Here is a 12,699-nt window from a genome sequence, read left to right as displayed (position 1 = left end):
ATCGTGATCTCCCACCCGATCCAGTATTACAGCCCTTGGTTTCGCTGGCTGGCCGCCGCCGGCTGGAACCTCCGCGTCTTTTACCTCTGGGATTTTGGCATCGTCCCCCGGACCGACCGCGAATTCGGACGCCCGCTCACCTGGGATGTCGACCTGCTGTCCGGTTATGAACACGAGTTCATGCCCAACCGGGCCGCGCAACCCGGCACCCACCACCTGCGCGGGCTCGACAATCCCACGCTGCCGGACCGCCTGCGGGCCTGGCAACCCGATGTGGTTCTGCTTTTCGGCTACAAATACCTCACGCACCTGCGGCTGATCTTCGGCGCCCGGTACCCGTTGGTTTTTCGCGGCGACTCCCATCTCCTCGACGCCCCGAACCTCGCCTTCGCCAAACGCTGGTTGCTCGGCCTGATCTACGGGCGCTTTGCCGCGGTCACCTATGTCGGCCGGGCCAACCGCGCTTACTTCCGGGCGCTGGGGGTCGCGGAGACCCGACTGGTCCACGCGCCCCATGCGGTGGACGCCGCGCATTTCACCGCGACCCCGGAGCGACGAGCCCAAGCGGCCCGCCTCCGCACGGATCTTGGACTCGACGGCCATCGGGTCCTGCTTTTCGCGGGCAAACTCATCCCGAAAAAACAACCGCTTGAATTGCTTGAGGCCTTTCTGGCAGCCGGTCAGCCCGGCACCGCGCTGGTGTTCGTCGGCGACGGCCAGGAACGCGCCGCGCTCGAGACCCTCGCCGCCACGCGGCCGGACCGCTCCGTGCGTTTCCTGCCTTTCGCCAATCAGAGCGAGATGCCGGTGCGCTACCTGCTCGCTGACGTTTTCGTCCTGCCCTCCCGCGGTCCGGAAGAGACCTGGGGCCTGGCCGTGAACGAGGCCATGCACCTCGGTGTGCCTTGTCTCGTCAGCGACCGGGTGGGCTGCCAGCAGGATCTGGTTACGGAGGGGGAAACCGGCTGGGTGTTTTCGGCGCACGAACCCGGCGCCCTGGCAGCCGCGCTCGGCCGCGTCCTGGCGACTGATCCGACCGCGCTGGCCCGGATTCGTGATAATGGGGCCCAACGCATCGCCGGTTACACCTACGCCACCGCGGCCGCGGGTCTGGCGGAGGCTGTGACCGTGGCGCTTGCCCGCCGCTGATTCCCCGGCACCATCCTTCCGCATCGCCCGATGTCATCCGCCCCCTCACCCCACCTCGGCCAAGGAAATGTGAACCCGTATACCCGGGGCGAACATCTCCGCCGACTCGGCTGGTCGCTCGTGCAGGCTACTCTCTTCCGGTGGAGCCCGCGCCCTCTGCACCGGTGGCGCCTGGGACTGCTGCGTCGCTTTGGGGCCCAGATTCCCGATCTGACGGGCATCAAGGTCTATCCCACCGCCGAGATCATCTTCCCCTGGAAACTCACTCTGGAGCCGCACGCCGTCATCGGACCGTACGTCCGCGTCTACAATCTCGCCCCCGCCACCCTGCGCCGCGGGGCCACCCTGAGCCAGCACACGCACCTCTGTGCCGGTACGCATGATTTTCAGCGCTGGGCGATGCCCCTCGTGCTTGCCCCGATTATCGTCGGTGAAAACGCCTGGCTGGGCGCCGATGTCTTTGTCGGCCCCGGGGTCACCATCGGCGAACTCAGCGTGGTCGGGGCGCGTTCGGTGGTCGTGAAGGACCTGCCCCCCCGCATGGTCTGTGCGGGCAATCCCTGCCGGCCGCTGCGCCCACGCTCGGAACCGGTGTGACCCTGCCCATGCGTTTCTGCCATATCGTGCCCAGCCTCGAGGAACGCCACGGGGGGCCATCCAAGTCCGTGCGCGCGATCGCCGATGCGCAGGCGGCACTCGGGGCGGACGTCGACCTGCTGGCGACCCAACCTCCGCCCGCCACGCCGGGTCCGGTCGTGCCCGGCACCGCGCGCAATCTGAACTTTGCCCGCCAATGGCCGCGGCAGCTGTATCGCTCGTCCGGCCTGCGCGACCACCTCCGCACCACGCCCTACGCCTGCGTGCACAGCCACGCCTGCTGGATCCTCACGGTGCGGTACGCGCTCGCCGCCGCCGAGGCCCATCGGGTCCCGCTGGTGCTGTCCCCCCGCGGGATGCTGACCGAGTGGGCCTATCGTCATCACCGGGGGCGCAAAGTGCTCGCCAATTATCTGATCCATCCCGGCGCCTTTTCCCGGGCCACGGGTTGGCACGTCACGAGCCCCGAGGAGGCGGACGATGTCCGTCGCCTTGGATTTACCCAACCCGTGTGTGTCGCCCCCAATGGGGTCGTCCTGCCGGACGAGGCCGCGCTGGCCGGCGCCCGCCGTGCGTGGCAGCCGATGCTGGCGGCCGCCGGGCCGCGGCGGATCGCCCTGTTCTATTCCCGCTTTCACCGCAAAAAGCGCCTGCGCGAACTACTCGATCTCTGGCTCGCCGCCCCGCGCGACGGTTGGTACCTCCTGCTCGCTGGCTTGCCTGAGGAATTCTCCACCGAGGAGGTGAAAGGCTGGGTCACCACCGCCGGTGCCCAGGACCGCGTCGGCGTGATATCCGGGGCCGGCCGGCCGCCGCCCTACGCCATCGCGTCGCTGTTCCTGCTCCCCTCCCACTCAGAGAATTTCGGGCTGGTCATTGCCGAGGCGCTGGCGGCAGGCGTGCCGGTACTCACCACTGACACCACCCCGTGGCGCGGCCTGGAGCGCGAGCAGGCCGGCTGGTGCGTCGCTTGGCCGGATTACCCGGCCGCCCTGACCGCCGCGCTCGCGCAGCCCGTGGCCGCGCTCGGCACCCGCGGCAGCCGCGGCCGCGATTGGGTGTCCCGCGACTTCACCTGGGCCAGCAGCGCCCGCCGGTTGCTCGATTTCTACCGGGAACTCAGGCCTTGAGCGAACGAACCCAAACCTCGTCAGTGGTGCGCGATCCCCGGACGGCACTCGTGGAACGCGCGGTGTTTTTTCACCTGGCGATCCTCATCGTCGGTCTGTCGTGGGCCTTCGGCGGCCAATCCCCCTTCGCCCGACAGGCCCTCATGCTGTGGGGCACGCTGGGCATGCTGCTGTTCGGCACCGGCGCATTTCTCTCGCCGGGGAAGACGGCGTTCCGCACCGCCGTCCGCTACCTGTGGCCGCTGCTCCTCTTTGATCTGCTGACCCTCGTGAGCGCCTTCAACCCGTCAATGCAGAGCGTGATGCGCCTCGGTACCCCCTCGTTCGTGGTCGTCGACCCGCTGTACGCCTGGCTGCCGAGCAGCGCCCGGCCCGATCTCACCCTGCGCGAACTCTGGCAGTTCAATGGCATCGTGCTCTCCTGTTTCAACGGGTTCCTGTTCCTGCAGCGCCGCCGCCGGATCCGCACCCTGCTGGCGGTGATTGCCGGCAATGCGCTCGTGCTCGCGATCTTTGGCACCCTCCAGAAATTGGTCGGGGCCGATGGCCTGTGGTTCGGCCTGGTTGCGTCCCCGCAGCCGCTGTTCTTCTCGACCTTCATTTACCACAACCACTGGGGCGCGTTTACCCTGCTGAACCTCACGGCCGGTCTCGCCCTGCTGTTCGACGCCTGGCGCCGGGGCGGCCATCGCAACGTGCGGCATTCCCCCCTGCTCACCGGGGCGCTGGCCCTGGTGATTCTGGCCATCAGCCTGCCCCTCAGCGCCTCCCGTTCCTGCACCGTGCTCGGCGCCGCCTTGCTGCTTGGCGCTCTCCTGCACGCCTGCGCCCGCATCATCCGCGACCGGCGGCGGGGCGGCCAATCAACCTGGCTGGCGGTGTCCGCCCTGCTGCTCTTCACCCTCCTCGCCCTCGGGGCCACGGGCTATCTGGGCCGGCGGGTGATCAGCGAACGCGCCCGCTTGACCGACCAGCAGATCCGCACCGCCAGCGGCCTGTCCGAATTTGGCACCTACCGGGACAGCTATGTGGCGTCACGTCTCCGGGTTTACCGCGACACATGGCGCATGGCCCAGGCGCGGCCCTACACCGGCTGGGGGCTGGAGAGCTACGCCACCGTTTTCCGCATCTACGATTCATCCTACTACACCTATCGCGATCGCTTCCGCGCGCGCTTCAGCGAGGCGCACAGCGACTGGTTGCAATCGCTCGCGGAGAGCGGATTCGTCGGCACCGGCCTGCTGGTCCTCCTCGGCCTTGTGCCCCTGATCGGTCCCGCCTGGCGCAAGACAGGCTCGCCCATTCCTCGCTACCTGCTCACCGGGTGCGGCCTCCTCTTGGTGTATGCCTGGGTGGAGTTTCCCTTTGCCAATCCCTCGGTGATGACCGGTTTTTGGATCTCTCTCTATCTGGGGTGCCGCTACGCCGGGCTCGACCAACGCGGCGAAGCAGGACAAACCAGCCCCTGACATGGCCGACCACGCCCCCCTCTCCGTCCTGATCCCCGCCAAGAACGAGGCCGCCAACCTCGCCGCCTGCCTCGCGTCCGTCGCGTGGTGCGACGATGTGGTGGTCGTCGACTCCGGCAGCACCGATGGCACGCCGGAGATCGCCCGCGCCGCCGGCGCCCGTGTCGTGGATTTCAAGTGGGACGGCCATTTTCCCAAGAAGAAAAACTGGGCGCTGGCCAACGTGGCCTGGAAAAACGAGTGGGTCTTCATCATCGACGCGGACGAAAGGGTCACGCCGCCGCTCGAGCAGGCCATGCGCGCCGCCCTCGCCGGCCCCCACTCCGGCTGGTACGTCAACCGCCGCTTCTGGTTCCTCGACGGCTGGCTCAACCACTGCGGTTATTTTCCCAGCTGGAATCTGCGCCTGTTCCGCCACCGCCTCGGCCGCTACGAGCAGCCGGAGGGCGCCGCCGCCACCGGCTCGGGCGACAACGAAGTGCACGAGCACGTCGAGTTGCAGGGTTCCGCCGGCTACCTCGCCGGGGAGATGGAACACCACGCGTTTCCTGATATCGCCACGTGGGTCGAGAAACACAACCGCTACAGCAGCTGGGAGGCCCGCATGCAGACCCAGGGCAATGCCGCGGACGCCGCCGGACTTGACCCGGCCCTCGCGCGCAAGCGCCGCCTGCGCCGTCTGGCCTGGGGGCTGCCGTTCCGACCAACGCTGCGCTTCCTCTATCATTACGTGGTGCGCGCCGGCTTCCTCGACGGGTACCGGGGATTCGTGTTCTGCCGCCTGATGGGCTGGTACGAATTTCTCAACGCCACCAAGGCCGCGGAACTGCGGCGCAAATCGTGAGCGAGTCCCTGCCACGGGTCATCTTCGTCAACCGCGTCTACTGGCCCTCGACCGAGGCCACGGCCCAGTTGCTGACCGATCTCGCCGAGGGTCTGGCCGCCCGCGGCTGGACGGTCCACGTCATCGCCGCGGGCGGGGACTCCGGCCCGCGCAACGGTGTGACGATCCACCGCACCGGCCCGGGCGAACAGCACGGCGGCATGGTATCGCGCGCTTGGAACTTCCATCGTTTTCAGGCTTCAGCGCGCCGCCGGCTCACCACCCTCGGGCGGCCCGGTGACCTGCTGGTGGTCATGACCGACCCCCCGCTGCTGGTCACCAGCCTGGCCCCAGTCGCCGCCCGGCTCGGCCTGCGGCTCGTTCCCTGGGTCCAGGATATCTACCCGGAGATCGCCGCGGTCCATTTCGGACGCCTCGCCGGCTGGCTCCTGTCCCGGTCGCAAAGGCGGCGCACGGCCGCCTGGCTGGCCGCCCGGACGTGCGTGACCCTCGGCGAGGACATGCGGGCCATGCTGCTGCGCCAGGGTGTGCCGCCGGACCGGACCTGCCTTATTCCTAACTGGGCGCCGCGCGAACTCGATGCATCGGCCGACCGGGCTGCCATTGACGAACGCCGTCGCGCCTGGGGCGTGGCCGACAAGTTCGTCGTCGCCTATTCGGGCAACCTCGGGCGCGTCCACGAATTTGACACCGTGCTCGCCGCGGCCGAGCAGCTCCGGTCCACGCCGGAAATCATCCTGCTGCTCATCGGCCGCGGTGCCCGCCTGGAGGAGGTCGCCCGGTCGGCCGCCGCCCGCGGGCTGACCAATCTCCGGATCCTGCCACCCGAGCCCCGCGAGCGCCTGGCCGCGGCCTTGGCCGCCCCGGACGCCCATTGCGTGACGCTGCGACCGGACTACGGTGCCCTGGTCTACCCCAGTAAACTCGCCGGCGTGCTCGCCGCCGCCCGGCCGGTGTTGTATGTCGGCCCGTCCAGCGGCGACATCGCCCGCCTGATCAGGCAGGAGGGCTGCGGCGCGGCTTTTGCCCCGGGCGATGGCACCGGGTTGGCCGCCACCATCCGACGCTGGCACGCGGACCCGGCGCTGCCCCGTGACCTTGGGGCCGCCGCCCGTTCTGTCTACGTCCGCCGTTTCACCTACGACTCGGCGCTCACGCAATGGGAGCAAACGCTGCGCCAGGCCGGGACCGTCGCCTAAGTTCAGTTTGCCATGCGCCTCCCCCTCCGAGTTAATCGTCTGACATGACCCAGGGCCGACTCATCACCCTTGCCCTTCTCGGGCTGGATATCCTGGCGGTCTTCCTCGTCTTCAATTTTGTGGCGTGGACCCGCGGCGTGGCCAGTTGGGATGCGCCGATTCTGGCCCCGTTGATCCTGCCCGTTTTCATGCATGTGCTGGCGGTCTACTTGATCGACGGCTACAGCTCCCGCTCCGACATGATGTCGGTGACTTACACGAGCCTGCACGCGATCGCCCTGCTGGCGGTCGCGGTGCTCACGCTCCTGCTTACCTTCGTGGTCATCCCCTCGGGTTTCCCCCTGCAGGTCAGCCGCTTTGTCCCGGTCGCCGCCTCCGTGCTGCTGATGCCGACCACGCTGTTTTACCGGCGAATATTCTACCAGCGCCAGCAGGCGCGCAAGCAGCAGCGCTATTTTCTGTTCCTGGGCAGCGCGGAAAGCTGCCTCGCCTTCAAGGAGGAATGCCGGCGGTCCGGCATGTCGCAGGCGGTGCTGTACGCGACCCACGAAACCTTCGCCCGCACGGACTCGGAACGCACGGGGGTTTCCACCCCGCCGATGGGCGATGTGGTGCACTACCTCGCGGAGTACGAATCCAACCTCGACGCCATCATCCTGCGCGAATCCAGCCAGGACCTGCCGCCGGATGTGGCGGAGAAACTCATGCACCTGCACTTCTCGGGTGTCCCCACCTACACCCTCGAGCTCTTTCATGAGGTCTATTGGCGCAAGATCCCCCTCTACCGCCTCAACCAGACCTGGCTCTTCCAGCAGGGGTTCCAAATCGCCCGCGAACCGGTCTTTGAACGCCTGAAACGCGTCAGCGATCTGGTCCTCGCCGGTCTCGGTCTCCTGCTCGTGCTCCCCTTCCTGCCTCCCGTGGCCGCCGCGATCTGGCTGACGGACCGCGGCCCGATCTTTTTCCGGCAACCCCGCGTGGGCAAAAATCGGGTGCTCTTCGATGTCTACAAGTTACGCACGATGCGGTTGCACCAGACCGGCGCGCTCTACACCGGCACCAATGATCCGCGCATCACGCCGATTGGCCGCTTCCTGCGTGCCACGCGGCTTGACGAGGTGCCCCAACTTTGGAACGTGCTGGTCGGCGACATGAGCCTGATCGGCCCCCGCGCGGAATGGGTCAAACTCGTCGAGGAGTACGAAAGAAAAATCCCCTGCTACCACTTCCGCCATCTCGTCAAACCCGGCATCACCGGCTGGGCCCAGGTCAACTATCCCTACGGCGCCAACCTCGAGGACACCCTCCGCAAACTGGAGTACGACCTCTATTACATCCGGTACTTCTCCTTCGTCCTCGACGCCTCGATCGTCCTGAAGACGATCCATATCATGCTCTTTGGCAAAGGCCGCTGACATCCTCCCGCGCGCCGCCGCACCCACAGGTCGGAGCCAGGCCCTGGTGGCGATCGCCATTGTCGCCAGTGTGCTTCTCGCCTTCGCGGTGTTTTCCGTCCGTGGTTTCGCCGCCGTCGAAGCCGCCGGGATCCCGCCGGGCGTGGCTTTCACCTCGGGGTGGGAGGAGGAGAGCCACTATGCCCTCTGGCGGGTCTTGCACGACCAGCCGCTTTACGCCGACACCGCGCGGCCGCCTTTCGCCTCCGCTTATTTCAACTGGTTGTTCTACTCCGGCTACGCCTGGCTGCTCCGTCCGGCCGTGGCCCTCTGGGGCGACGCGTGCATTCCCTTCACCGGCCGGCTGATCACCGCGACCTTTACCCTGGCGGGTGCCGGCGCTTTTTTTCTGGTCGTGGGCCGTGCCCTGACCCCGCAGGGCCGGTTGCCTGCACTCGGTCTTGCCACGTTGGTTTTTCTTGGACCCCTGAGCGGCTGGTGGGCGCACACGGTCAGGCCGGACATGGGCGCGCTGATGCTCGAGACCATGGGTTTGGCGATTGTGCTACTGGGGGCACGCTCTCGCCCTTGGGCCGCCGTGCTCCTCGGCGGATTATGTTTCTATGGGGCCTGGGCATGCAAGCAGACCTACGTGTTTGGGGCCGGCACCGCGGTGCTGTATCTTTTTAGTCGGCGTTTACCCCGCCACGCCTTGGTTTTGAGCGGGGGCTGCGGGCTGCTTGGGCATTTGACGTTGGCGCTGCTTGGCCCCACCTACCAGGCAGCCTTCCGCGAAACCACGGTGGCCAACGCCTATTCCCTGAGCCTCGGCCTGACCAACACGAGTGACATGCTGCTCAAGACCGCCCCGCTGTGGCTTCTCGGCTGGGTCGGATTTCTAGCCACGATCGACGCGGATCGGCCGCTGGCAAAAGATCTCCGCCACTGTGGCCTGATTGGCCTTGGTCTGACCCTTCCGCTGCTATTCATCGCCAACTGCAAGCTGGGCGCATCCTCCTATTATTACTTACCCGTTTTGCCCATGCTGGGCTTGGTCGCCACGGGCGGGCTGGTGCACCCGCGGCGCCCCATGCTGTGCCTTGCCGGTTTCGCCTTGGCAGGCACGCTGTCACTCCTGCTCCTTTCCGGCCGCGTCGGCCGACTTACCCTCGACGAGCAGGCCGACGAACTGGCCGCCATCTGGCAGGTTTGGCAGAATGAAGCCGAACCGCGATTCTCCCACCGAACCAACCTCAACCTGCCCTGGCTCAACGCATCGTCGCCGCCTTTCGTTCTGGCCTACAACTATCAGGCGGACCGGCAGGCCGGACGGCGCTTTGCTGACGACGGCATCGGCGGACTGATCAGCCGCGGTTATTTCCGCAGCTTGCTCCTGCCGCGCGACACGGGGGAGGTCTATGACGGCGGGCGGCTCGACCGCTACCGCGGGGGAGAGACCATGGGCAACATGCGGATATTTCGCCTCGTCGAGCCAACGCCTGGCGCGCCTGGTTCCGGCCCGTCACCGTGAAGGATCGGCTGCGTTTAAATCTGGCTTTCCCCGATTCCGTCCATCCCGTGATACCTGCGCATGAAAACCTACGACTTCATATGTCTCGGCGGCGGTAGCGCCGGGTTCAACGCCGCTCGCGTCGCCGCCGATCTCGGCCTGAAGGTCGCGATCGTCGATGGCGCCCGCCTCCTCGGTGGACTCTGCATCCTCCGCGGCTGCATGCCCTCGAAGACCCTCCTCTACGCCGCCGAGGTCCTCCACCACGCCCGGCACGCCGGCCGTTTCGGCCTGAAGGTCACCGGCGCCCGCGCCGATATGAAGGCCGTCCATGCGCGCAAAAAGCGGATCATCGCTGATTTCGCCCGGTACCGTCTGGAGGCGCTCACCAGCGGCAAGTTCGATCTCATCCCCGCCTACGCCCGCTTCCTCGATCCCCACACCCTGCAGTTGTCCAACGGCAGCAAGATCCGCGGTCGCCATTTCCTCATCGGCACCGGCTCCCAGGTCAGCACCCCGCCCATCCCCGGCCTGAAGGAGGCCCGGACCTGGACCAGCGATGACGTTCTCGAACTCGACTACGTGCCGGAGAGCGTGCTCGTGCTCGGCGGTGGTATTGTCGCCTGCGAACTGGCCCAATTCCTTCGTCGCATCGGCAGCAAGGTGACCCTCGTCCAGCGCAGCCCGAACATCCTGCGCGACCATTCCGATGATGCCTCCTGCGTTGTGCAACAGGCCTTCCGCGACGAGGGCATCGCGCTGTTCACCGACACGAAGCTCGAGTCGGTGACCACGGACCGACGCGGGGCCTCGGTCAAGTTCCGCCATAACGGCCGCCTCGTCACCCGCCGCGCCGCCCATCTCTTCAACGCCCTCGGCCGCGAACCCCACACCGTCGGCCTCGGCCTCGACGCCGCCGGCGTCACCACGCGCCCCGGCGGCCAGGTCATCACCAACCGCTGGCAGCAGACCAGCGCGCCCCATATCTATGCCGCGGGCGACTGCTCCGGCCCGCATGAGATCGTCCACGTCGCCATTGCCCAGGGTGAACTCGCCGCCCGCCACGCCGCCGGGTTGAAAAAGCTCAAACCGGTCGACTACTCGCTCCTGCTCAATGTGGTCTTCACCACGCCACAACTCGCCACCATCGGAGTGCTGGAGCGGGATCTCGAGGCGCAGGGCAAGAAATTCCTGAAGGCCAGCTACCCCTTCAACGACCACGGCAAGTCTATCCTGATGGAAGCCAACTACGGTTACGTGAAGGTCCTCGCCGAACCGAAACGCGGCCGCATCCTCGGGGCCGAGATCGTCGGCCAGGACGCGGGTGAACTCATCCACTGCTTCTCCACTCCCCTCGCGATGCGTGCCACCGTCCATGACATGCTCCGCGCTCCCTGGTACCACCCCACCCTCGCGGAAATCATCACGTATCCTCTCGAGGAAATCGCCGGGAAGCTGTGAGCCGACGGGAGTGGACCACACCGCCACCGGCGACCTGGGCATGTGGTGCTGACGGGGCACCGGCCTAACCTGTTCAGCGCGTCAGAGGCCTGGTGACTGGCCCTGCGAAGGGACGTCGTCTGCCCGCATCTCCGGGGTCAGGGCCGGCGACGAATCCGACCCAGCTTTACAACGCGACGCGGGCGTAGTTTGCGCCGGCTACCGCCGCCGGTTGCCCGATCGGTGTGATCGGCGACTCTTTTTTTTCGCGCGACAGTGCGGTCTGCCCCTGCAAGCGGCTCAGAATGCCCGGGACCGCCTGCTGGCACAGTTCGATCAGGCGCTTTTCCATCGCGCCCAGATGGCGGTTACCCAGGTAGGTCAGGCCCCACTGCCGCCTCAGCGGTCGCGCCCCCAGCTGCAGGGATACCAGCGAGCCTTCCTGCAATTCCTTGCTGACCAAAAACGGGGAGAAAACGCCGACCGCCCGGCCCGTGCGCACCATCACGTTGATGGATTCATAGTCGGGCAACTGTACCGCGTGGCGCGGCGTGACCTGCTCGGCGTCGAGATGCTCCTTCAGCAGTTCGGCCGTGTTGTTGAAATCCTGGAAGAGCATGAGCGTGTCGCGCGTCAGGTCGTCGAAGGAGGCGCGCCCACTTCGCGCCCACGGGTGCGTGGCGGCGACGATGAACCGGAGTTCGTCCTCGAACAGCGGCACAAATTCCAGGTCGGGCCGGTGGCCCGCCCGCACCGTGAACGAGAGATCCAGCAACCCGGAGTCGATCAGCTGGAAGTTCCGCCGGTATTCTCCGGGCGCGATCAGCACGAGCCGGTTCGGGTATTCCCGGTGAAACAACGGCTGCACCACGGGCAGGATGATCTGCCGGGCCCGGTTGCTGACCCCCAGTCGCAGCCTTTCCTTGCCGTGCGTGGTGCGGGAGCTGACCAGCGTCCGCGCCGTCTCCATCTGGGCGAGGATCTTGTCGGTGTACTCCAGAAAGTGCTTCCCCGCCGCCGTCACCTTGACCCCCTTCCCAGTGCGATGAAACAACCGGCACTCCACCTCCTCCTCCAAGGCCTTGATCGCATGGCTGACCGCGCTTTGCGTCAGCGAAAGCTGTTGCCCGGTCAGGGTGAAACTGCCGGTGTCCGCCAACACACGGGCGGCGAGCAATTGTCTGCTGTCCAATACTGAGTTCATCACTGGCCCGTGATTAAGTGTGATCCAGCATGAGGTCTGGTTTAGGTGAGAAGATGGAGCATGCCGACGGAGTGTTTCGTTTTGGGGTTAACGGACGGCCAACCGGGTGGCGGCGGCCAGGGTAAATTCCTGCTGGTAAGAACTGAGGCGCTGGCGCAACGCGGCCATTTCGGCCGTGGCGGAGGGTTCACGAACGATGGGCAGAGCCCCGTGCGTCTCCATGCAACGGGCCAGGACCTCGGTTGCCTCCTGCTCGTTCAAACCGGTGCCATCGAGAAACAGCCCGTGGGGGGCCGGCAGTACGCGTCCGCTGGGGGCCAGCTTCACCACCGGCAGGCCGTGCAGCACCGCGCGTTGCATCGCCTGCTCGGCGCCGGGGGCAAAAAGTCCACGCCGATCGCCCACGCCAATCAGACCGCAGTTGGCCGGGGTCCGGCCGAGTCGCGCTATCTCCAACAAGATGACAAACTCAGCCGCACCTTCTTTGACTGGATCACCCTGGGACCAGCCCGACGTCCGCACTACATGAACCTGTGGTGCTGTCCCTACTTCGCCAGCGGTTGCCACCAGCGCGAGGCCCAGCGCGAGGCCGGCCGCGAACAAGTACCTGGATGAAGAGCGCATAGCCCCCCCCTTAGCATCTCATGTGCCGCGGGAGGGTGCACCGATGCGCTATGAAATAAATTCCTAGCGGTGCCTCACCCATTACTTCCGCTTCTCCGGCTGCGTTCCCCCATAAGCAAAACGGCCGGTCCCGCGGGGC

Annotated in this window: 11 protein-coding genes; 9 read left to right on the top strand and 2 right to left on the bottom strand. The window is 66.7% G+C overall.

The genetic code is table 11. The features are described 5' to 3' along the window. The first annotated feature begins 3 nt into the window (after nt 1-3). Genes Verru16B_RS13935 through Verru16B_RS13895 form a run of 9 tightly spaced genes read left to right on the top strand, consistent with a single transcriptional unit; the run spans nt 4 to nt 10,753 of the window. Complete coding sequence (locus Verru16B_RS13935) at nt 4-1,149, top strand: glycosyltransferase family 4 protein (RefSeq protein WP_169829295.1); 1,146 nt, start codon at nt 4-6, stop codon at nt 1,147-1,149. Nucleotides 1,150-1,179: 30 nt separating this feature from the next. Further along, nucleotides 1,180-1,746 (top strand): LbetaH domain-containing protein, encoded by a 567-nt coding sequence (locus Verru16B_RS13930; RefSeq protein ID WP_069962849.1) that lies wholly within the window; start codon nt 1,180-1,182, stop codon nt 1,744-1,746. 8 nt (nt 1,747-1,754) lie between these two features. After that, on the top strand, nt 1,755-2,876 hold the full coding sequence (locus Verru16B_RS13925) for a glycosyltransferase (protein ID WP_157772420.1): 1,122 nt from the start codon (nt 1,755-1,757) through the stop codon (nt 2,874-2,876). 26 nt (nt 2,877-2,902) lie between these two features. Then, the gene (locus tag Verru16B_RS13920; protein WP_157772419.1) at nt 2,903-4,345 is read left to right on the top strand and encodes an O-antigen ligase family protein; all 1,443 of its coding nucleotides are present in this window, start codon (nt 2,903-2,905) and stop codon (nt 4,343-4,345) included. 1 nt (nt 4,346) lies between these two features. Continuing rightward, nucleotides 4,347-5,189: a glycosyltransferase family 2 protein gene (locus Verru16B_RS13915; protein WP_069962846.1), complete on the top strand. Its 843-nt coding sequence runs from the start codon at nt 4,347-4,349 to the stop codon at nt 5,187-5,189. Beyond that, nucleotides 5,186-6,388, top strand: a complete 1,203-nt coding sequence (locus Verru16B_RS13910) for a glycosyltransferase family 4 protein (RefSeq protein ID WP_069962845.1) — start codon at nt 5,186-5,188, stop codon at nt 6,386-6,388. The genes Verru16B_RS13915 and Verru16B_RS13910 overlap by 4 nt, the downstream gene beginning before the upstream one ends. 44 nt (nt 6,389-6,432) lie before the next feature. After that, entirely contained in the window at nt 6,433-7,803 is a 1,371-nt protein-coding gene (locus Verru16B_RS13905; protein ID WP_069962844.1) for an exopolysaccharide biosynthesis polyprenyl glycosylphosphotransferase, read from the top strand. Between the two features lie 46 nt (nt 7,804-7,849). After that, nucleotides 7,850-9,313: a hypothetical protein gene (locus Verru16B_RS13900; RefSeq protein WP_157772418.1), complete on the top strand. Its 1,464-nt coding sequence runs from the start codon at nt 7,850-7,852 to the stop codon at nt 9,311-9,313. A 60-nt stretch (nt 9,314-9,373) separates the two neighbouring features. Continuing rightward, nucleotides 9,374-10,753 carry a dihydrolipoyl dehydrogenase family protein gene (locus tag Verru16B_RS13895; RefSeq protein ID WP_069962842.1) on the top strand — a complete coding sequence of 460 codons (1,380 nt, stop codon included), beginning with the start codon at nt 9,374-9,376 and terminating at the stop codon, nt 10,751-10,753. A 166-nt stretch (nt 10,754-10,919) separates the two neighbouring features. Here the strand turns inward: Verru16B_RS13895 and Verru16B_RS13890 are convergent, their stop codons facing one another. Both Verru16B_RS13890 and Verru16B_RS18360 read right to left on the bottom strand, forming a co-directional pair. Then, nucleotides 10,920-11,936, bottom strand: coding sequence for a LysR family transcriptional regulator (locus Verru16B_RS13890; protein WP_083270357.1), 1,017 nt, complete (start codon nt 11,934-11,936; stop codon nt 10,920-10,922). Between the two features lie 87 nt (nt 11,937-12,023). Then, complete coding sequence (locus Verru16B_RS18360; protein WP_157772417.1) at nt 12,024-12,341, bottom strand: hypothetical protein; 318 nt, start codon at nt 12,339-12,341, stop codon at nt 12,024-12,026. Between the last annotated feature and the right edge of the window lie 358 nt (nt 12,342-12,699).

It is taken from the genome of Lacunisphaera limnophila, assembly GCF_001746835.1.
Taxonomy (GTDB): Bacteria; Verrucomicrobiota; Verrucomicrobiia; order Opitutales; family Opitutaceae; genus Lacunisphaera; species Lacunisphaera limnophila.
The sequence above is the reverse complement of the archived record's forward strand: the minus strand, read 5'-3'. Positions and strand labels throughout refer to the sequence as shown.

Bases quoted from the DNA above. Each gene is read 5' to 3' on its own strand.
- Verru16B_RS13930 (WP_069962849.1), top strand. From the start codon at position 1,180: ATGTCATCCGCCCCCTCACCCCACCTCGGCCAAGGAAATGTGAACCCG.
- Verru16B_RS13925 (WP_157772420.1), top strand. From the start codon at position 1,755: ATGCGTTTCTGCCATATCGTGCCCAGCCTCGAGGAACGCCACGGGGGG.
- Verru16B_RS13915 (WP_069962846.1), top strand. From the start codon at position 4,347: ATGGCCGACCACGCCCCCCTCTCCGTCCTGATCCCCGCCAAGAACGAG.
- Verru16B_RS13905 (WP_069962844.1), top strand. From the start codon at position 6,433: ATGACCCAGGGCCGACTCATCACCCTTGCCCTTCTCGGGCTGGATATC.
- Verru16B_RS13895 (WP_069962842.1), top strand. From the start codon at position 9,374: ATGAAAACCTACGACTTCATATGTCTCGGCGGCGGTAGCGCCGGGTTC.
- Verru16B_RS13890 (WP_083270357.1), bottom strand. From the start codon at position 11,936: ATGAACTCAGTATTGGACAGCAGACAATTGCTCGCCGCCCGTGTGTTG.